The following is a 21,625-nucleotide window of genomic DNA, read 5'->3' as shown; positions in this document are numbered from 1 at the left end:
GTTGGGAGTTAGAAGTTCTACCCCCTCTACCCCTCTCTTCTAATTCCACTCCAAAATCAAACTTGTAAATCCTCTTGTCATCAAGGTAGGAATGTAATTTAATTCTTGATTTGGTTGAATTTTTAAGTTTGGAATTCTCTGTGATAACAATTCAAAAGCAATTTTGGTTTCCATCAAAGCTAAACCGGAACCAATACAGCGATGAACTCCATGCCCGAATGCTAAATGGTCGGATGTTTGATTTTGAAAGCGTTGAATATCAAATTCTGCTGCATTTTGATAATGATTTTCGTCTCGATTTGCTGAACCATACATCAAAAATAATTTGCTATTTTCAGGAATTTTAACTCCCGCTATTTCAACTTCTTCGTTATTAGTCCGAATCATTGCTGGAATCGGAGCATCATATCTTAATCCTTCTTCCACAACTCCGGGAATAATTGATGGATTTTCGCTAATCGCTTTCCAATAACCGGGTTTTTCCAAAAGCACTTTTAATGTATTCCCGATCAAATGAGAAGTTGTTTTATGTCCGGCTACTATCAAACCGTATAAAACTGCTACGATATCGGGAGTTTCTAATTCGGATTCGATAATATTACTAATTAAATCATCTTTGGGAGCTTTACGTTTTTCCTCAATTAAATTTGCCACAGCGTGTTGAATTGAGACAAAGCTACGAGCGCATTCTACCTGTTCTTCTACGGTTAAAGCTGAAGAAAATAACCTTGTAGTTTGATAACCCCAATGTTTAAAATCTGGTATCATCTCTAACGGTGCCCCGTAAAGAGTGAAAATTACTTCCATTGGTAGGGGATAAGCAAATTTATCGAGGATGTCAACTTGATTATCGTTAATAAAATTGTCAATTAATCTATTAACTATTGCAGCAATAGAACCTTCCATCGATTTGAGTTTGGCTGGTGCAAATGCTTTTTGTAAAGGGGCACGAAGAAACTTGTGGCGATCGCCATCACTATTCACCAAATCGGACACGAAAGGAAATCCCGTCCGTAAAACCTCAATTGTCTCCGGAGCATATTTCCCAATAGCTTGGATATTATCTCTAGAAGAGAATTTTACAGGATCTTTAAGAATAGAAATGATATCGGAATAACGAGTTATAGCATAGCCACTTAATACGGAACTATAAAATACAGGTTCTTCATTCCGAGCAAAATCATAAAATGAATAAGGATCTGACAATTGAGGGTTGACAAAAGGTTGATATTCCTCCCCTATTTTTTCCTTATGAAAAGGACAACCTTGCATTTTCTCTTGTATATTCATAATTAATACCTCTTTGGATTTTAACAGTGTCTTTTAGATTTTGGATTTTAACAACGGATGCATTTGCTTTAGATTTACCACTGTTCCGTTACGGGAATTGGGAATTGGGAATAGTTAAGAGTTAATAATTTAATTGTCCCCCCATCTCCCCCTCTCCCCCTCTACCCCCTCACTCTTCAAACATGATCGTGTCCCCACAAACCCTTCGCATCCCTCGGCGAACTAAAGCCAATTTGTAAATGCTTAGGGCCATGAAAAACTATATTATTTGCCCATTCAATTGATTCTTCTTTCAAAGTCAAATTTGGCAATCGATTTATTAAAGTGTTTAATGCAATGGTGACTTCAGCACGAGCTAAGGATGAACCCAAGCAGAAATGAATCCCGCTTCCAAAACCGCTATGCTTGATTGCTTCTCGTTCAAAGTTTAATTCGTCGGGATTTTCAAACTGTTCTTCATCCCTATTTGCAGAGCCTAAAATTAAACCAACGCTATCACCGCGTTTAATTACCTTCCCATCAATTTCAAAATCTTCATAAGCCCAGCGACTAACCATTTGCACCGGGGAATCATATCTTACCAACTCTTCCACCGCAAATGGCATTAATTCGGGGTGCGATCGCAACAGTTTCAACTGCTTAGGATGGCGCAATAGAGCCAATATTCCCTTACTGATCAAATTAACTGTAGTTTCATGACCTGCTGTTAATAAATGAATACAGGTAGCTAATATTTCCTCATCATTTAATTTATTTCCTTCATCTCTTGCCTTAACCAAAGCTGTAATCAAATCCTTTCCGGGTTCTTGATGTCTTTTCGCAATTTCCTTTTTAAAATATTCGATAAATCCTTGAGTTGCTGCTTCTGCTTCTTCGTAAACTTCCGGGGATGGTGTCAAACGACTGGCGCTAGCGTGTTGCAGAGATAAAGCCCATTTTCTAAATAAAGGTCTATCTTTAGGGTCAACACCCAACATATCGGCAATTACCATGATTGGTAAAGGGAAAGCAAAATCTTCAACTAAATCCATTTCCCCTTGCAAATGAACTCTATCTAAAAGACAATCAGCTATTCCGATAATGGCAGGCCTCAAATTCTCCACCATTTTGGCAGAAAATACTTTATTAACAATAGTTCTTAATCTGGTATGAGTCGGAGGATCTCGAAACACCATCCAATTGCTTACCATCGAACTAAATCCCCGATAAGCCTTTGGTACTGGTGCCCCTTCACCATCATCTCGTACCTTACTAGCTTCTCTACCAAACTTCGGACTTTCCATCACCTTCATCACATCCCGGTAGCGGAATAGATACCAAGCACCATCTAACTTAGGATTTGCAGAAAGTCCCCAATGTACTGGATCTTCCTTTCTGTACCGACTGTAATAAGTATAAGGGTCGCTAATTACTTCTTTGACAAATGGATTTAATCTTTCAATTGTAGAAATCGACATATTCACCCGCAGATTTTTTTAATTCCTTATTTATTCTTTAGGGGTGAAGAGTTTGGGATTATGCAATTTTTAGTTAGGAGTTAGGAGTTAAGTTTGTAGGTTGGGTTAAAAGCACGAATAATATATCTGCTCCCACTTAGGATTTAACTTATGCTTTTAACCCAACATCGAGGTTTTGGTTTGATCGGATTAACCAATAAATGCTGATATTATTTACTATAAGTACTTGGGCAAAATTAATTGTGCATTTGTCATTGCGAGTTGAACGAAGTGAAACGTTAGCGCAGCGTCTCCCGAAGGGAGATAGCAATCGCAAGGTGTTGGGATTGCTTCGCTGTCGCTCGCAATGACACAAATAATTTTGCGTACCCACTTACAGTCAGCCTGATCAAAATTCTCAAGGCAAATTTGATTATTTAAGAATATTCGGCGGTTGAAACCGCTACTACACAAGCAAAGTCCACCTCCGTGGACTTTAAATCTAACCCACGCAGGTGGGTTTTGTCTGTGTAGCCGTGGTTTCAACCGCCAGGTAAAATGATTACATCAAATTTGTTAACTGATAACTGATTAAGACTCTCTTCCCGAAGCCCATATATCCCTCCATTTAACAGTACCTTCACTGGCAATTACCCAACGACGAGCCAGCAAATTTTCCCGTAAAGGGGAAGTCCCTTCGCGTAGCATTACATATTTATAGCTAATAAGTTTACCAGCACTTTCATTAAAAGGAATCTCGGCAAACCAAGTATTAGAATTAATATATTCAAGAGGATATGCTTTCTTGATATCCCAATTACCTAATTCCGGACAATCCCCAATCACTACAATTTTTTCACCGGGTTCGGTTTCTACTCCATTTAATTGCGCTCTAACTATTGTTTGGGCTTTCAATCTTTCCCCAACATGACTAATAACGATCGCCTCTTTTCCACCCAATTCTAAGTTGTAAATTTTCCCATCTTTGACTTCAAATTTACGTCCAGTTAATACGCAAGTATGCTCTCTATCTGGTAACTCGGTGTCACAGACTTCTACAGTTGTAGCATCTCCTCTATTCAAAGCTACAAAGCAGCGGGAACCATTATAGCGGCGCACGTAACAGAAAGTATCTGGTGTAATATATTTCTCCCACTGACTACCCATCGAGATTGCAGGATTCAAACGACGCAACCCGGAAAGTTTCCGCACATCCCAATAAAGCGGAGTTTCGGTATCCCATTTATCCATCATCGGACGGTTATAGGGGTCGTTATTTCCGTAAATATTACCATCGGCATTGGTATCGTTATGCAGATATTGTTCGGTACCGTAAAATAAGCAGGGAATTCCCCGACTAGTCATTAAAAAATCAACTGCCAAGCGTAAAACATCGTTATCTGGGTTGAGACTTTGGAAGCGATGCATATCATGGTTATCGATAAAAGTTATCAATTCCGTTGCACCGTTATAGCGGTAATCCTGCTTTAAAACATCATTTACTAAATAAAACCCAGCTTCATCATTCGTTCCTAAAGCTTGACGCAGTGCCATGCACAACCCAAAATCTAGTATAGTCATACCAGAATTATTGGCGAATTCTACAGAAAGGTCATCATCCGCTCGGCTGTAAATCCATTCCCCAAAGATAAACACATCTGGTTTGTGGTTGTACATTTCGCTGTTAAACTCTTGCCAAAACCAAATTGGCATATGTTTAACTGTATCTACTCTTAAAGCATCAACTCCTCTATCCAACCATTGCTTAATTGCCGATTTAATATAATTTCTATACTCAATATTGTTTTCGTTAAAAGTAGCTAAACCCGATAATTCGCAGTTTTTTACCTGCCATTCATCTTCCCAATTGTTTACTTCACCATAATGATGATACCAATTTTCTTTATCATCATTAAAATCGGCAATCTTCACACCATCATCGTACAATTCACCTTTACTACCACCAGTATCGGGACTGCTATGATTGCACACAATATCTAATATCAGCTTCATATCGCGCTTGTGCAATTCTTCTACTAATCTATCAAAAACAGTATCTCTGGTATCTTGAGTTTTATTCAGAGAAGGTTCATCATCTGGGGCAATAAAACGGGGATTTAACCTTTTAAAATCTTTCGTCCAGTATCCATGAATTGCTGCACTTTCAATAAATAGTTCCTCAACTTGCTCAAATAAAGGAGTCAACCAAAGAGCGGTAACTCCCAAATTTCTCAGATAATCTAATTTATCAATGACTCCTTTTAAATCTCCACCCCAATACTTACCCCATTCTTGTCTATCTGGGTCATAAAGCTCGGAATTAAACCCTTTATTATTTTTAGGATTACCATCGTTGAAACGGTCAACTACAAGAAAATAAATGGTTTCTTGGCGAAATTCAATATCCCTAGTGTAGAGAAACTCCAAATCAATATCAGCATCAGAATCGGGAGTTTCAATAATCGCTTCGACTTCTGCTTGGGCATTCTCAACCTTATATTGATCGTTACTAGCTTGAGATGGAGGAGTACTTACCATAGAAATTTATGTTTTTTATCCTTAGTTAATTAAGTAGTTCAATACTTCTAACATTAAATCCGTATTCTTCCCAATCTTTTTCTTTTTCCGTATTTTAATTATTAGACAGTATTCTATTACTCATCTAGATTGAATACCATCTTTTTTAGATATGCGTCTTCATTCTTTGGGTAGAGATGATTTAAGAAAGAAGTAGGGAATAGGGAGTGGGGAGTAGGGAGTTTTATTTAATAAGATTATTGATAAAAATAAAAATAAACAAATAATTTATATGTGTAATTATTAACATAAAGATGTAGGCTGTGTGACGGCTACGATAATTTATAGAACACAACTAAACAAATTAATCCTGCCGTCACGCACCAATTGATTACTGATAATGGTGCCGTACTCTTCAACTAAAGTTACCCTACATATTATGAACTGATAATTGTTAATTGCTAACTGTTAACTGAGAAGACTGCAAACCGTGCATATGATTAAACAAACCCCAGCAATACTCTTCAGGTAGCTTACAGGTAATCGCACCCCGCAATACAACATTGAAATACCAATCATTAGGTGCCATCTCTTCTAAAAGTTTATTTACCACCACATAGGTGCGGACGTTTTTATATACCTTCCCTTGAAAATCAATACTTACAGACTGCTGACGATAGCCACCACGCGGTACATCTTCGCGCTTATCTAAGCTTTCGCTAAGTCTTAAAGGTAATCGATAAAGTACACCATGTACCGTACTTTTGGCATCTTCCACAACATCCAACACACCACATTTGCGAAAAGCACTATAACGATAAAATCCCAAACGATAATTCTTGAGAATTCCCGCACCTATGACATAATCATGAGTATTTTCACCCATAGTGCGCTTCAAATCCACCGGACACATACAGGAACCGTAAGCAAAATAATAAAACATCGGTTCATGAAGTTGTGATTGTTTCCGATTGTGAGATTCCAACACCCAAGTGCGATCGCTCATCTATCTATATAAATATTTACCACATCAGTCAATATATCAAATGAAATAGAAAATTGGTAATTGGGCATTGGAATTAAGAACTTACTTACAAAAAGCCCCCCTTTTATAAGGGGGGTTGGGGGGATTCTCTTTATTTTAAGGGTTTAACAACAGTAATAAGTTATGTATATATTCCAATTACCCATTACCAACTATCAACTAACCACTATCTACTAACAACTAACTTCTCAAAATCCGATTCCAAGCTTCCACCACAGACATTAAATCTTTGGATATGTTATCGCGGGAGGTGTCGTTAAATTGTACGGTACCATCACGGCTGGTAAGGGTGTAAGTAATAAAATCTGCGGCACCTTTAGCAGCGGGATAGCTCATATTATTGAATTCATCGCGCTGATTTTGCAACAATCTTTGAAAGTTACGTACTTCCTGACTGGAAACTCTACGAACACTACGGCTCGAATCATTCATATCACCCATGCGATAGCGCATTACTCTTCCATCTTCAAATAAAACGGTTTCAAAAGTTTGTCCGGCAAAACCACCGCTGCTGATTTGACGTAATACTATTCCTCTGGTTAAAGGTGATGGCAGTTCGTTGCTAGGAATTCTCACGGGTAAAACTGTAGCTTGATTCCCATTTATTTTACTAGCGCTTTCGTTCAAAATCACTGTGGATCTACTATCGGTATGGTAAACGAACAGTTCCGAACCAACTTTTACGTTTACTCGATAACCGTCTACAATTCTGGAGAAGCAATAGCGTGTTCTGCTTTGGCTAACTATACCCAAACAACCATTGCGCCATCTTACCTGTTGAGATTCTACAATATTGTCAGCAGAAACTTTACTACTTACCCGGTTTCTCACATCGGATAATACTGCATTTTCAATGGATTTTGGTAATGTTGCAGTTGCATCAAGTTCAAAATCCGAACCATCTTGCTTAAAGCGATAAGTCCAAGTTTCTCTACTGTCGGACAAAGTAGCTTTCATCAAGGGGACGTTATCTTTTCTTTCGTTGAGTTGTTCGACTTCGATAACTCGGATTTGCTCGATGGATGATGTATATCGGGAGCGTCTTGCTGCATCAACTTTAAGTTCCGCAGCAGCTCTTTGAGTTAAACTTTGGGTACGATCGAGAACTACTACCGAAGCGTTATCGTTAGCGTGGTAAATCCAAGTTTGGTTGTTGGCTTCTAGAGTAACTATCCAACCGGGAGTACGAATAAAAGCTTTGTTGCAAATCCGGTTGAAGGTTAAAAAGCAGGGATTATCCCAAATTTTGCGATCGCTCTTGACAATGCGTATTCGACTTTGCGATAAACCAGACCATTGAGCAGCATCTTTAACAATAGCATTAGAAACAGCTTGAGGTAATCCGGATGTCGGTTGAGTATTTTGATTGGCTAATTTAACTTGATTTCCGGTTGCATCCGTTAAGAAAATCCAAGTTTTTGAATTGCCGCTGACGGTTACTTCCCAACCGGAAACATCTGTTCTGTCACAGGGATTGTTGAAACTAAAATCTTCACAGCCATATTGCCAGTTTGCTGGCTTGAAGGAAACTATTTTTAATCTTCTTGCCGGTAAATCAGAAATGTTTCTTGCTTCTTTTAATACACCGTTGCGAACATTCCGGGGTAATGTTAACTTGCTAGCGGCTGCATTCAAACGAATTTGATTGCCATCGATGGAAGTGTGATAAACCAAAGTTTGGCTTGCACCTGTGACGGTAACTTTCCATCCCCTTTGATTTGCTCTCAAGCAAGATTCAGCGGGGCCACCTAAATTCAAGCAGCTATCGGTAAATGTTACTTGCTCGGCTTTTGTGACGCTAACTCTAGAACTTCCAACGAATTCCGATGCGGCTTTGACAACGGTATCTTTGACTTGAGAAGGTAAGCCGTTATCGGTAATTTCACTAGCTTTAGTATTCAGCTTAATTACCGAACCGGACTTGTTTGTATGATAAACCAAACTTTGTCCTTTGGTACCGACAATAACCCGATAACCAGGTACTAAAACTTGAGAACAAATTGTATTAGCGTCGCCCAATTCCAAACAGCCATCCTTCCAAGTTTTCTCCTGCACTTGCATAATGAAGAAGTTGGAAGTAGATTGTTGCAAACGTTGAGCAGCATCTCTAATTACTTGCGATTTCACCGATTCGGGTAATTGCGAATTAGAATCACTAGAATTACCACCAGATGCCAAACGTAATTTACGTCCGTTGCTATCGGTATGATAAATCCATCTTTGGCTGCCATCGGATACCGAGACTTTATAACCGGGAACCAAATTTCGGGTACATCCTTCACCGGGTTTAAGTACTTCCAAGCATCCATTACGCCAAGTTTCTTGACTGTAACCGACTATTCTTAACTTAGTTTCAGGTATATTTTGATTGCGAGATACATCTTTGATGACAGCATTCATTACCGCGACGGGTAAACCGCTTCTTGTATTATTCTGACTCTGTACTTGAATTATGGTTTGAGAATTATTTTGTCCTTGGCTAATAACCGCATTACTTAACTGGTAATTTTGGGAAGTAGGGACAACCACCGGAGTTGCGATCGCGCTTTTTAATAGCGAAAACTCGTTCTTCACAGAGATAATGCCAGTTAATGCTAAAACAGCAAATATCCGTGTTTTATTTGTAGTAGAATTACTTTTAGATGATGTCATAGTAAATTTTCCTTTATCCGTCATTAGTGTACAAATATTTAAGATTTGTTTCTGATATTGAATCAAAATTACATCTTGGAAAAATCTTTGAATTCCTAAGCAATAGCGCTTAAATGCAATTAAATACAAAGAATTTATTATCCCATACTATAAACTTAGTTGGGATAAAATTAATGTTATTATGCTTACTTGTATACGAGCTTTGACGTAGTTGATTAGGTGAAAAGTTCCCGATTATTTACGATAACTTTATAATTTTGGGCATAGGTTAAAGGTCAAAGGTCTGGATGTTAAATTCAATATTCTAATTAATATAGATAGAATCATGAACAATTCAGAACAAATCCAAAATAGTTATAAAAACTATCGAAATGACTATAGTTTAGAGCAGAGAAAGAACTGGTACAGTAAAGTTGCGGATGCGTACAACAAAACTAGACCGCGCTATCCCCAGGAACTGATTAATCGTACAGTAGAATTAGCTAAGCTCAGTAAAAATACGAAGATTTTAGAAATAGGGTGCGGTCCTGGAACTGCAACAACGGAGTTTGCTAAACTAGGCTTTTCAATGGTGTGTCTTGAACCTAGTCAGGAAGCTTGCAATTTAGCGAGACAAAATTGTGCGGGTTTTCCCAATGTAGAAATTATCAACACTACCTTTGAAGAATGGGAATTACAGGCAAATACCTTTAATACCGTGCTGGCTGCAACTTCCTTTCATTGGGTTTCACCAGAAGTAGGGTATCCCAAACTAGAGAAAGCATTAAAAGATGACGGTAATTTGATTTTACTGTGGAACAAAGAACCCCAACCTAGTTACGAAGTTTACCAAATCTTAGATGAGGTTTATCAAAAACAAGTTCCTTCCCTATCACGATACGAAGATAGGGGAACTAGAGAAAGAATTCTTAGGGAATTAGGGGAAAACGTTGTTAAATCGGGGTTATTCAAAGATTTGATATTTGAATGTATGGAGTGCCAACGTAGCTATAGCATTGATGATTATCTAACCTTGCTTAGTACTTTATCACCTTATATAGCATTGGATTCTCAGCAGCGAGATGCTTTATTTAACGATTTGAGAGATACTTTGCGTAAGAATTTTGGAGATACCATCGAGACATCGTATCTTTCAGCTTTTCATGTTGCTTGGAAGAAAGATAAGTTCTAGATTTATAGCTAAACTTGATTTAGATTGCTTATCACGTAAAAATTAAACAGTTATGGTTTTACTTCAAGACTTTTTTGAAATCATACAGGCTGAAGATCCAGAAAAACGTCAGATGATTAGTGGTATTAGTTGGGATAGTTACGAAACATTGCTCAATCAACTGGGAGATAGTTTAGAGTATCGGATTACTTATTTAGACGGGGTATTAGAATTTGTGTCACCCAATCGTAAACACGAACGAAATAAAACAAATATTGGATCTTTAATAGAAGCTTACTGTCAAGAAAAACGTATTCGTTATTTTCCTCTGGGTTCTACAACTCTCCGCAAATCTGAAAAACGAGGAGGAACAGAACCAGATGAATCTTATTGTATTGGAATAGAAAAAGAATTTCCCGATATTGCAATTGAAGTGGTAGTTACCAGCGGTGGTTTAGATAAGTTAGAACTTTACAAACGGCTGGGTATTAAAGAAGTTTGGTTTTTTAAAAATAATCAATTTGAAATTTACTGTTTCCGTGGTAACAGTTACGAGCAAGTTACAAAAAGTGAGATTTTACCGAAGATAAATTTGATAATGTTAGCATATTATGTGTTAGCAAATGACCCTTTAGAAGCAGCGTTAGAATGGCGAGAAAGAGTGAGAGAGATAGAAGGTTAAATAAGCGCTTTTTGTAAAATATAATTTGTAAGACTCCAAGTAAATATTAATCTCACATAGGAACTAATTCTGAAATTACAAATAATTCAAGTTCCAGATTTTCGCGTTTTGAGAAATATTGATATCTCCTTTGAAAAAGATTTTGTACCGAATATTTTCCCATTGGGTAGTCAAAATGGTGGTGGGAAGAGTACGCTTTTGCAATTAATTTTTGTCTTACTGCACTGCTCCGGTGATAGTAGCAAGCATGAGTATATCAAAAATATGCTTCATGGATTTGAGATTGATGATGAATCTCAGAAAAGAGTATTAGCTAAATTTGATATTTGGGATGGGGAGAAGACAGTTAATCTTGAATTTGTTGCTTATAAATATCTGGATGTAAATGAATTATTTATTTCATCAGGTGAAAAATTATCCTATAACAGTGATTTTTTGGAGGATGATGATGACTTTTACTTACTTCCTGCTCACAAAAGAATAAAAGAAAATAATTACAAAATTAAAGAATTAGAGTCGGAAACTGCTAGCTATTACAATATTTTAGAATACTTACAAAATATCCAAAAGATTGAAAATATACATGATAGAGAATATCAGTTAAGAAATCTAGAATCAAAAGCTAAAATACTAAATACTTCTCATGATTTAAGGAAATAAGAAAATTCCGGGTAGAAAATCACCTCAATCTTATAGCAAAATGGAACAAATGCCAGATGCAAATTTTTATAATGCCTGCGTTCCAAATACCTGGAGACAATATCGACCACAATTTTTTAACTGTGGAGATAGAAAAGATGTAATAGATAGTTACTTTAATCTTTTAGAATTACATAATCAAGATATTAATAATTCCTATTAGACATCTCCGGAAATGAAAAATACCCCTCTCCAAACCTCTCCCCCACAGGGAGAGAGGCTTAAAAAACCCCCATTCCCTCATAGGGAAGGGGGGTAGGGGGGCTCGCGGTTTGCGTGTAATTTGAAACCATAGAAATGTTTTCCGGAGATGTCTATTTAAGTCCTGAAAAGCTTTTTGCAATTGTAGATTTAGATATTCAAATTCAAAATATTACAAATTTTTATAATTATCCCTTTTCAGATACAGAAGCAATTTTTACACATCTTTACGAGAAAGCCAGAGTCAACGAACAAAATATAAAAGAACATCGTATATTGATTACAGGTTTAATTCATAAAGAAGCATATTTTTTAACACCCGAACTTCAATCAGTGTTTGATACTTTTTTGAATACTCCAATTTACGAAGGTAAAAAACTCTCTCTCGAACAACTTTATATAAAAATGGCTGATGATTTTATTCATGATGCCGATTTACAAAATAATTTAACAAAGGTGTCTAACCGAATTAATTATTGCACTGGATTAGATTGCTCTGGAGTCAAAGAATTATGCAACTCATGGAAGTCTGAATTTAAAGCTTGTAACGATGAATCGCGGAAGAATGATTTGATATATAGCTTACTAACGCTGAAAAAAGCTAAGAATTACTGGAATCAAATTCAACCATCACTAAACTGGAGTAGCTCTGTTGAAGCATTCAAAGACCAATTATTATTAAAAATCGGAAAATTTTATTCAGAAAATAGCACTAATCCCAAATATCATATTTCTTTTTTGCTAGAAACTTTGTGTGAATCAGTTAACTGATTCTTTTAGGATTCAAAATTTTTACCTCACGCCGCCGTACTGTTCCCCTCTCCCAAGCTTGGGAGAGGGGTAGGGGAGAGGGATAATTTTTTCTACCCAAAACCCAAAAATAAAAGCGCCTTATCCTTTGTATAGGGTGAAGGATAAGGCACAGTGCTAGGAACAATCTGTATAACTCTAAAATAGATCGCGATTATTTCAAAGTTACGAATATTTACTGAGATAGATAAAATATGAAAAAAAAACAGTATTTTCCGCAATTATCGCAAAATCCATCTACTTATAATTACGTACTCCCTTTAACAGCTTACCAACTCTCTTTGGGAAGAATTTTGAAATCTAAAAGTACTAGCAGCCCAGTCTTTCAAATCGGGTGCTAACCTAACCAACTTGCGTAAAATATCTTCATTTACGAACAGCACCAAAGGAAACTTAAACTGTTTGCCAAATTCATCTCGCATCAAATTTGTAGAAATAATCAGGTCGTTAATCGCTTCTACAGACTCCAAACCTCTAACTACCAAAGCATCGGGCTGATTGGAACCCAGTACCGAAACAATATTTGTGTAAAGCGTTTTTGCCTTTGATGACAGAATTACTTTTCTGATATCCACTGTTGAAAACTCTTTCAAGACGCTGATAACTTCCTCTTGCTTGTCCGCATTGCAGCACGCCAAGAGCAGCGAAAACTCACCATCGGAAAGCGCGTTCGGCGCAGCCGCGAGGTTAATCGCCCTTGCCAACCTTTGAATAACCGCCGTATCATTTGTCGTACCGTTCTGAGAATCAATCAAGCCTATCATCAGTAATCCCAAGTTTCCTTTTAGTGAACTTATTCAAACTAGATATTCAATTTATCAGTACAATCACCCAATGCACTCATGCTTAAGAATGATATGTACGAGTAAGTTGAATTACAATGAATGCTCCAACTACTTAAGTATAGTCAGAAGGTAATTATTGAGGATGTGGTGCCGCACCCCGCATTTTTAATTACTAAGTATCGAGTATCAGTGGAATTACGAGTTGGAGAGAGGGGGTAGAGGGGGAGATGGGGGAGAGAGTGGGGGGACAAGGGGAAGATAATTCTTAACTATTCCCAATGCCCTATGCCCAATTACCAATTACCAATTACCAATTACCCATCCATGCAACATCCGAAGAGTTATCCAAGTCATGAAAGTTAGTTTTGTACTCAGTAAATTATGAATAAATTTGTGAAGTGGTGTATTCACCTATTTTTGTTTAGTCAGCAGCGCCGACAAAAACCGGCGTTTCTTACAGCAATTTTTACTCTTTCGCTGCTGGCTGGGATAATGTTTTCTGTACCGGCACCGGCTCAAGTAGTTATTAAAACCCGTCAGCAACCAACCGTTGTCAATCAAAAGTTACCAACTGTTCCATCTCGCCAGCTACCGACTATTAAACCTCCTCAACCGCAAACTGTTACAAACCGCGAGCAATCAACTGAGTTACGAGGGGTATGGTTAACTAATATTGATAGCGATGTTTTATTTTCAAGTAGAAATCTTACTAATGCTTTAACGCGCCTCAAAGAATTAAATTTCAACGTTGTTTATCCTGCGGTGTGGAATTGGGGTTACACTTTGTACCCTAGTAGAGTAGCTCAAAGCGTTATCGGACGTAGTGTAGATCCAGAACCTGGGCTTCAAAAGCGCGATATGCTCAAGGAAGCGGTGAGTGAAGGGCACGCAAGGGGTTTGAAGGTAATTCCCTGGTTTGAATTTGGCTTTATGGCACCTGCCGATTCACTGTTAGCAAAACGTCGTCCTCAATGGCTTACTAGTAAAGTTGACGGTAGCAAAATCAAAAAAGAAGGTGTTCACGATCGAGTTTGGCTAAATCCTTTTCGTCCCGACGTGCAGGAATTTATCAAAGATTTAGTCGTGGAAATGGTACAGAATTATGATATTGATGGCATTCAATTCGACGACCATTTCGGCTTACCATCGGAATATGGATACGATAATTACACTGTAGCCTTATACAAAAAAGAACATAACGGTAAAGCACCTCCCAGAAATAATAAAAATCCAGAATGGTTAAAATGGCGTGCAGATAAAATTACCGATTTCATGAAAGAGGTATTTGTTGCCATTAAAGCCGTCGATCAAAACTGTATCGTTTCCGTAGCACCAAATCCCCAACGCTTTTCCTACGAATATTTCTTAGCAGATTGGAGAAGATGGGAACGAATGGGATTAATCGAAGATTTGATCATTCAAATTTACCGCGACGACATGAACGTATTCCTCAAAGAATTAGAGTATCCCGAAGTAATCGCCGCTAAAAAACATATCCCCACAAGTATTGGCATTATTTCCGGCTTAAAAAACAAACACGTACCAGTAGAACAAATCAAAGCTCAAGTCAAACAAGTTCGCGATCGCAACTTTGCCGGAGTATCATTCTTCTTCTACGAAACCCTGTGGAACATGAGTAAAGAACCATCGCAATCCCGTCTTTCCGGCTTACGAGGATTATTTACCACACCAGCTAAGTATCCGAGTTTGTTAGCTGACTCGAAGAGTTAGGAAGATTGGGTGATGGGGAGACAAGGGGAGAGGGTAAATCCAATCAAATAAATCTCAAATCGCTATTCAAGGGAAAATTTTAGCTTTTATAAGCAACGACAAGAAAAATGAATACAATAACAACTCGTAATGTATCTCAACCGACTACTCGCTTGAGTTCATTGGACACTTTTCGCGGTATAACTATTGCCCTGATGATACTTGTAAATATGGCGAGTATTGCTGGTAAAGATGTTTATCCTCCGCTACTTCATGCTAAATGGCATGGTTGGACTGTAACCGATTTTGTATTTCCCTTCTTCCTTTTTATTGTCGGTGTGGCAATGGCTTTTTCGCTATCAAAATACACCGAAGGTGATAAGTCCAAGTTTGCCGCTTTGGGACGTATTTTTCGCCGCACTATTATTCTTTTTGCTTTAGGTTTGTTTCTCAACGGTTTTTGGAATCAAGGTATTTGGACATTTGATTTGAGTGCTATCCGCATCATGGGTGTATTACAGCGTATCAGTCTTGCGTACTTGTTAGCTGCAATGATCTGCCTTTTTCTACCATGTAAAGCACAATGGATAACTGCTGTAATATTACTTGTTGGTTACTGGTTCACAATGATGTACGTACCCGTACCAGGTTACGGTGCAGGAGAATTAACCCCAGTTGGTAATTTTGGTGCTTATATTGACCGTTTAATTATTCCCAAAATACATTTGTATCAATGGGATGATTTCAATTTTATGGGAGACCCAGAAGGATTATTTAGCTACCCCCCAATCCCCAACCTACCCGCAAAACCGGGACTCAAGGGAATCAAAACTGTAACCATAAAAAATAATGCTACAAGCCCCAATACAGCGCGTGTATCATCGGGTTCGGTAATTTCGTTCAAGCTCGGACGTTCTAAATCTCTTTGTAAAAATAAAATTACAATTGCCCAATATAAAGCTAGAGAATTAGCTAAACCTACTATTCCTAAAATAATTAAAGTTGCGAATGTAGTACGTCCGGCGATTTTACGTCCGTAAATTGCTTGTACAATTCTACCGCCATCTAGCTGTCCTGCTGGCATTAAGTTCAAAGCTGTAACAACTAAACCCAACCAGCCAATTACTACTAAAGGATTTACGTCTACTACTGTTGAGTGTAAAGTATTACCCAGAAAAATTCTTGCTAAACTTCCGACTAAAATCGAACCTTGAAAAAACTGGTTTGGTAATTGAAATAAACTTCCTTGGTGGGAAAGCAGCAATCCCACAATTAACATTAATAATGAAACAATTCCTCCGACTGCGGGGCCGGCTAAAGCAATATCAAACAAAACTTTACGATTGGGAAGCAATGATTCAAAGCGGGTAATTGCACCAAAAGAACCAATTTCTACTGAAGGAATCAGGTAAGGTAGACTCAATTTGACTCCGTGACGGCGAGCAAGTACCCGGTGTCCCGCTTCGTGAGCCAATAAAACCGTGAAAAAGCCTGCTGCTATAGGCAAAGCTTCCTGAAACCTTGCTGGGTTAGAAAAGAAATCGAAACTTAATAAAATTCCTGCCGCTTCTAAAGTTGTGGCGATAGTTGCTAGAAAAAGGATACCTGCAAAGGCTTTTTGTGCCGGACTCATCGAACGCGGGTCATTGCGGCTAGGTAGGACGATTATTGTAGGTCTACCTTCAGGGTTTTCGAGTAAAAATAGGCGATATTTATCACCAACACGTTCGCGTAAACTCGCACTCAAACGGTCGAAAACATCTTCCGGCTCACCTCTTAAATTACCTTTAAAAATAGCTCCTTCTTGATAAGCAATAGTTTCAGTCGCAAAATACGTATCGATCCCGAAAATACTTCTAATAGTACTTAAATCTTCTTCTGGAATTGGCATGACTTCCGGTTGTGATGGCTGGTTTCCCGTTGATGGCGGCTGAGTAGAATCTTGCGATGCTTGCTCAGCGATTCTCTCGGATGCTTTCTTTTTAATCATCTCCTCCTGTCCTATCGCCCGTAACTGTCTGCCGATCGCAATATACAAACCAGCAAAGGCAATGGAAAGGAAGAGTATACCTGCAACATTGATATAAATTCCGGCAGCAAGCAAGCCAAAATATAACAGCCAAGGAGTTATCAACACCACCGACTGAAGCCAAGCCAAGATGCCCAACTTACCAAAAGGCTTAGCGCGAACAAAGCCCCATCCCAAAATCCCGAAAGCAACCAATACAATCGCAGCTATAATTGCTGTTTCTGATGAATTTAACATCTTTAAATTTAAACATAAAGGACAGTTATCCCACCGACTTCATCTGTGAAATCGGTTGGTACGGATATTAATAATTTATAACGATGCTTGTCTGGGAAAAAATTTATATCAAGGGGATTGACTGTTTTTTTCGTTTATGGTAAGGTGTTTTTATAATGGGAATAGGTGCGCCTATATATAGGGGTATTTGAAAGAAATAAAGCCTTGTAGAGACGTAAATTTTAAAGATTTTGAATTATTTCAGTTCACATATAGATTTGATTGCAGTGTTGTGATGTTGTTTTAGATTATGAAGGAATTTAATACCTTTAAGATGCAGACCTTTATAGGAGGCTGAGATATTGCACCATTCTCGTTTAGCTTTCAAAACCGCCTCGGAATCAATTCCAAGGCTAAATAGTGAAAGTCTACTCAAGTAGACTGAAATCCTTACTCAGTCGCTTAAAAAATTATAAAAAATTGCTCCTCGTGCAATCAAATCGCTTTTCAAAGATTTGGAAATACCTAAATTATTGCCAAAACGAGTATCTTCAAGCTTAGTAGTTAGGACTTATTCTACTATTTAATCAACTTCAAAACTTCTTAAATATTTAATAAATATACAGATATATCTTCATATTTTTTTAAGTAATAGCGCGTATAAAAATATTAATTAAACTCAGTTAAAATTGTTTCAAAACAAAATTTTAATAAACAGTTGTATTAACTAGGATTTAAAATTGCAAGTATCAAAATTAACGATTACTGCATTGGCATTAGGAGCAATTGTTTATAGCTCTAAAGCTAATGCGACAGATTTACCTTTAACTACCCTTATTAACCTCGAATCTAAATTACAGCTAGCTCAAACAAATCTTCAAGAAGCTGCAATATACTTTAATAGCGGTATAAAACTTTTAGAGCAAGGGGATTATCAAGGAGCCATCAACTATTTTACTCAAGCCATACAAATTAACCCCGAATTAGTCGCAGCCTATTACAATCGCGCTATTGCTCGCCATCAGTTACAACAATATCAAAAAGCGATCGCCAATTTTACCAAAGTTATACAGATTAATCATAAAATAACGATTGCTTATAATAACTGGGGCGTTGCTGGCGCTGAGTTGAAAGATTATCAATTAGATATTGCCTACAGCAACCGGGGTATTTCTCACGGATTATCAGGAGATGAAGCAAGAGGTATGACAGATTTGAAAAAAGCCGTTTCTCTGTATCGGAATCAAGGTGAAAAAGCGAAAGCGTAAAAAGTTCTTGAGTTAATTGTCATAGTTGGAAAATAATAGGACTTACGCAAAGCCCCCCAATAAATCGGGGGGTTGGGGGGATCTTAAGGTTGTGAATACCTAATTTCTCGTTGCGATTGCGTCGCGGCTATACAAACAAAACCCGTCTGCACGGGTTAATAAGTCCACGCAGGTGGACTTTGCCTGTGTAGCTGCGGTTTCAACCGCCACTTACCTTTTCAAATCTCTACTTCGCATCACTCACAACCCGCAACCCAATAAAAACATCCCTTAAACTCGTTTCACCTTTATACCGCAACGCACTCCGACAAAACCGAGGTACGTTAAACCACGAGCCGCCCCTCATCACTCGCAAATTATTATCCCCTTCTTCGTGCCAAACTCTACCGTCATTCGGAGCATTATAATAACTATCGTGCCAACAATCGGCGCACCATTCCCAGACGTTACCGTGCATATCGTACAAACCAAAGGCATTTGGAGGAAAGTTTCCCACGGGAGTTGTACCTTGACGATATTTTCCTTTTGGTGCTAATCCATAGGTATAGTTACCATCGTGGTTTACCAAATCTGAAGTGATAGTATCGCCGAAATGAAAAGGTGTAATTGTATTCGCACGACAAGCATATTCCCATTCTGCTTCGCTGGGTAAACGATACTGTCTTCCCGAATATTCGGACAAGCGATCGCAAAATTCCATCGCTTCATCCCAAGATATTTGCTCTACGGGGTGCGAATCACCTTTAAAATAAGATGGCTCTGGATTTAAGGAACAATTAATTTGAGGAAGTTTGGCTACTGTTAACCAAATAGCCTGAGTAATTGCAAACTTACTCATAAATAAAGGCGCTATAGTGACAAAATGTTGCGGATGTTCGCTATCATAACCTCGATCGTCTGGCGAACCCATCATAAAGGTACCGCCGCCAAGGCTTACCATTTCTAGCTTTGCGCCGTTTTCCAACTCCTGGATAAAATACTCTACTTGATGGCGATCGCGATTAACTACTTTGGCATATTTATCTACGGTAATTGTCTCAAATTGAAACCTCTGTTGCGAATCAACGCTATCTTCGGTAAATAAAGCAGAATTCTTATTCAGAATAGGTAAAGGAGTCGAATCATATAAAGTATCTTTCACATCCGTAAGCACATCGGCAGCAGATTGATATCTTTCCCGCACAAAATGCTTGAGTAACTTATTCAGAATTCGCGTCAGCTTATGACTGATAGTAATCCCATTAGTTACCAAATATTCTCGCCACAACCATTTTCCATTAATTGGATCGTAAATTGGATCGTAAAGATTTCCGTAATCATCTTGCTTCACCAAACATCCAGTTAACAACCGCACGCAGGTAGCACCCAAAGCATATAAATCGCTAGCAGCACAAGCATAACCCGCCATTTGTTCGGCAGGGGCATAGCCTAGAGTATAAATCCCCGTACCTTTCTGCGCTAAATTATTTTGAGTAACTTGTTTCGCACCACCAAAGTCAATCAAAACCAACTTACCATCACTAATCCGCCGGATAATATTTTCCGGTTTAATATCGCGATGAATTACCTGACGCTGATGGATAAATTCCAAAACCGGAAGTAAATCCGTTAAAACTTGCCAAATTTCAGATTCGTTAAAAGGTTTTCGCAGTAACTGTTGATGTAAATTATCCCCATCAATAAATTCCTGTACCAAATACATACAGGTACCTTGTTCAAAATAAGCCACCAAACGGGGAATTTGCGAATGATTTTCCCCCAAATCAAACAAACGTTTGGCTTCCTGACGAAATAATTGTGCAGCTTTCGCACGGGCTGTAGTTCCTTGAGATTCTCTAATAAACTGCTTTACAACACAAGCAGCATCAAGTCTATCCAAATCTTGCGCTTCATAAGTTCTACCAAAACCACCCGTACCCAATAACCTTTTGACGCGGTAACGGTTTCTTAATAAGTCGCCAAAATTATCGGCACCACAGCCAACACAAAACCGATTACCGTTTGAATTAAAAGGATTAGAACAGTTAGGATTCTGGCAGATTTTCATAATTATAAGACTACAGCTTATCTCCTGTCCCAAAGTTAGCTTAAGTTTCAGGAAATTGAACAATAAATATAGTTAAAAGAAAACGGGGAATCGGGAATGGCGAACAGAAAGGATAAGAGAGTATAAAAAATAAATAGTGTTCCTTTTGAGTTCAAATAATTCCGAATATATTAACTACTTGGAAACAAAGATACTAAATATAACGGTAATTTTACAGACAATTTGCAATAAAAATATTTTGCTTTTTTATCTCACAGTTAATGATGGGTAGATACAAATATTACAAAAATAATATGTGAGATATTAACAATTTAGGTATTAGAAAAGACACTGGAAAGCAGCTTCATATTTTTTTGAAATTAATATGAGTATTTCCAGCATATCGAAAGTTAACATCAACCCTATAATTTTGTCAAGTGATTAGTAACAGCATTTTGTAGCGCCATATTACTAATTTGTTGAAATATTCTTAATTAAGAAATATTGTTTTTTATCCGATCAAAAATGATACAAGATGTTATTTGATAGCTAAATATATTCAAAAAATGAAATAAAATTATTCAATCATAGGATAATTAATAAAATATCTAAATTTCAAGATAATTGTGAGAAGAGATGCGATTTTTTATACAATATTTCAACGCTCCCCAGAATTAATCTTTGAATTCGTAGAGCCAACAATCACCAACAATACAAATTACAGTTAGTAGGTTGGGTTAGACACGTTTACCAAATTTGACTTGTAACGAGAATCTTTGTTATCGTGTCGTAACCCAACATCATGATTATAGATAATTAAATGTTGGGTTACGGTTCAAATATAAATTATTAACTCAAAACTATATTACTTGTGAACCTAACCCAACCTACAAACTTGTAACGAGAATCTTTGTTATCGTGTCTTAACCCAACATGATGATTATATATAATTAAATGTTGGGTTACGGTTCAAATATAAATTATTAACTCAAAACTATATTACTTGTGAACCTAACCCAACCTACAAACTATCGAACAAGTAACGAAAGTTAGTAGTTAGTAGGTTGGGTTAGACACGTTTACCAAATTTGACTTGTAACGAGAATCTT

The 21,625-nt window shown here is 37.6% G+C and carries 17 protein-coding genes and 1 pseudogene; 10 read left to right on the top strand and 8 right to left on the bottom strand.

Annotated elements, in window-relative coordinates; all coding sequences use genetic code 11:
* Positions 1-39 precede the first annotated feature (39 nt).
* Both ACM03V_RS32940 and ACM03V_RS32935 read right to left on the bottom strand, forming a co-directional pair.
* The gene (locus ACM03V_RS32940; RefSeq protein ID WP_414625029.1) at positions 40-1,290 is read right to left on the bottom strand and encodes a cytochrome P450; all 1,251 of its coding nucleotides are present in this window, start codon (positions 1,288-1,290) and stop codon (positions 40-42) included.
* Positions 1,291-1,466: 176 nt separating this feature from the next.
* Positions 1,467-2,747, bottom strand: coding sequence for a cytochrome P450 (locus ACM03V_RS32935; RefSeq protein ID WP_414625028.1), 1,281 nt, complete (start codon positions 2,745-2,747; stop codon positions 1,467-1,469).
* A gap of 200 nt (positions 2,748-2,947) precedes the next feature.
* Here ACM03V_RS32935 and ACM03V_RS32930 point away from each other — a divergent pair, with 200 nt between their 5' ends.
* Entirely contained in the window at positions 2,948-3,097 is a 150-nt protein-coding gene (locus ACM03V_RS32930; RefSeq protein WP_414625027.1) for a hypothetical protein, read from the top strand.
* Between the two features lie 220 nt (positions 3,098-3,317).
* On the opposite strand, the gene ACM03V_RS32925 is transcribed toward ACM03V_RS32930, so the two are convergent.
* From ACM03V_RS32925 to ACM03V_RS32915, 3 genes are all read right to left on the bottom strand, one after another.
* The gene (locus ACM03V_RS32925) at positions 3,318-5,264 is read right to left on the bottom strand and encodes an alpha-amylase family glycosyl hydrolase (protein ID WP_414625026.1); all 1,947 of its coding nucleotides are present in this window, start codon (positions 5,262-5,264) and stop codon (positions 3,318-3,320) included.
* Positions 5,265-5,697: 433 nt separating this feature from the next.
* Positions 5,698-6,249, bottom strand: coding sequence for a gamma-glutamylcyclotransferase (locus tag ACM03V_RS32920; protein ID WP_414625025.1), 552 nt, complete (start codon positions 6,247-6,249; stop codon positions 5,698-5,700).
* Between the two features lie 219 nt (positions 6,250-6,468).
* Positions 6,469-8,940, bottom strand: coding sequence for a hypothetical protein (locus ACM03V_RS32915; RefSeq protein ID WP_414625024.1), 2,472 nt, complete (start codon positions 8,938-8,940; stop codon positions 6,469-6,471).
* A gap of 325 nt (positions 8,941-9,265) precedes the next feature.
* Here ACM03V_RS32915 and ACM03V_RS32910 point away from each other — a divergent pair, with 325 nt between their 5' ends.
* The 5 genes from ACM03V_RS32910 (at position 9,266) to ACM03V_RS32890 (ending at position 12,443) form a co-directional block, all read left to right on the top strand.
* Positions 9,266-10,111: a class I SAM-dependent methyltransferase gene (locus ACM03V_RS32910; protein ID WP_414625023.1), complete on the top strand. Its 846-nt coding sequence runs from the start codon at positions 9,266-9,268 to the stop codon at positions 10,109-10,111.
* 52 nt (positions 10,112-10,163) lie between these two features.
* Positions 10,164-10,772: a Uma2 family endonuclease gene (locus ACM03V_RS32905; protein WP_414625022.1), complete on the top strand. Its 609-nt coding sequence runs from the start codon at positions 10,164-10,166 to the stop codon at positions 10,770-10,772.
* A 108-nt stretch (positions 10,773-10,880) separates the two neighbouring features.
* The gene (locus tag ACM03V_RS32900) at positions 10,881-11,432 is read left to right on the top strand and encodes a hypothetical protein (RefSeq protein ID WP_414625021.1); all 552 of its coding nucleotides are present in this window, start codon (positions 10,881-10,883) and stop codon (positions 11,430-11,432) included.
* A gap of 49 nt (positions 11,433-11,481) precedes the next feature.
* Complete coding sequence (locus tag ACM03V_RS32895) at positions 11,482-11,634, top strand: hypothetical protein (RefSeq protein ID WP_414625020.1); 153 nt, start codon at positions 11,482-11,484, stop codon at positions 11,632-11,634.
* A 134-nt stretch (positions 11,635-11,768) separates the two neighbouring features.
* The gene (locus ACM03V_RS32890) at positions 11,769-12,443 is read left to right on the top strand and encodes a hypothetical protein (protein ID WP_414625019.1); all 675 of its coding nucleotides are present in this window, start codon (positions 11,769-11,771) and stop codon (positions 12,441-12,443) included.
* A 299-nt stretch (positions 12,444-12,742) separates the two neighbouring features.
* Here ACM03V_RS32890 and ACM03V_RS32885 read toward each other — a convergent pair whose 3' ends face one another.
* Positions 12,743-13,246: a hypothetical protein gene (locus ACM03V_RS32885; RefSeq protein ID WP_414625018.1), complete on the bottom strand. Its 504-nt coding sequence runs from the start codon at positions 13,244-13,246 to the stop codon at positions 12,743-12,745.
* Positions 13,247-13,648: 402 nt separating this feature from the next.
* Here ACM03V_RS32885 and ACM03V_RS32880 point away from each other — a divergent pair, with 402 nt between their 5' ends.
* Positions 13,649-14,998, top strand: a complete 1,350-nt coding sequence (locus ACM03V_RS32880; RefSeq protein ID WP_414625017.1) for a glycoside hydrolase family 10 protein — start codon at positions 13,649-13,651, stop codon at positions 14,996-14,998.
* Positions 14,999-15,105: 107 nt separating this feature from the next.
* Positions 15,106-15,765: pseudogene (locus tag ACM03V_RS32875) on the top strand (acyltransferase family protein); the annotation flags it as partial.
* On the opposite strand, the gene ACM03V_RS32870 reads toward ACM03V_RS32875, so the two are convergent.
* A complete protein-coding gene (locus ACM03V_RS32870) occupies positions 15,756-17,243 on the bottom strand; it encodes a site-2 protease family protein (RefSeq protein ID WP_414625016.1) in 1,488 nt (495 codons plus the stop codon). The pseudogene ACM03V_RS32875 and the gene ACM03V_RS32870 sit on opposite strands and share 10 nt — an antisense overlap.
* A 719-nt stretch (positions 17,244-17,962) precedes the next feature.
* On the opposite strand from ACM03V_RS32870, the gene ACM03V_RS32865 reads away from it, so the two are divergent.
* Positions 17,963-18,490 (top strand): tetratricopeptide repeat protein, encoded by a 528-nt coding sequence (locus ACM03V_RS32865; protein WP_414625015.1) that lies wholly within the window; start codon positions 17,963-17,965, stop codon positions 18,488-18,490.
* Positions 18,491-18,716: 226 nt separating this feature from the next.
* Here the strand turns inward: ACM03V_RS32865 and ACM03V_RS32860 are convergent, their stop codons facing one another.
* Positions 18,717-20,537 (bottom strand): SUMF1/EgtB/PvdO family nonheme iron enzyme, encoded by a 1,821-nt coding sequence (locus ACM03V_RS32860; RefSeq protein WP_414625014.1) that lies wholly within the window; start codon positions 20,535-20,537, stop codon positions 18,717-18,719.
* A 605-nt stretch (positions 20,538-21,142) separates the two neighbouring features.
* On the opposite strand from ACM03V_RS32860, the gene ACM03V_RS32855 reads away from it, so the two are divergent.
* Positions 21,143-21,244 (top strand): DUF2887 domain-containing protein, encoded by a 102-nt coding sequence (locus ACM03V_RS32855; RefSeq protein ID WP_414625013.1) that lies wholly within the window; start codon positions 21,143-21,145, stop codon positions 21,242-21,244.
* Positions 21,245-21,625 lie beyond the last annotated feature (381 nt).

Origin of the sequence: Calothrix sp. CCY 0018 (assembly GCF_963920925.1) — a bacterium.
In the GTDB taxonomy this organism is placed as follows: Bacteria; Cyanobacteriota; Cyanobacteriia; order Cyanobacteriales; family Nostocaceae; genus Rivularia.
The sequence above is the reverse complement of the archived record's forward strand: the minus strand, read 5'-3'. Positions and strand labels throughout refer to the sequence as shown.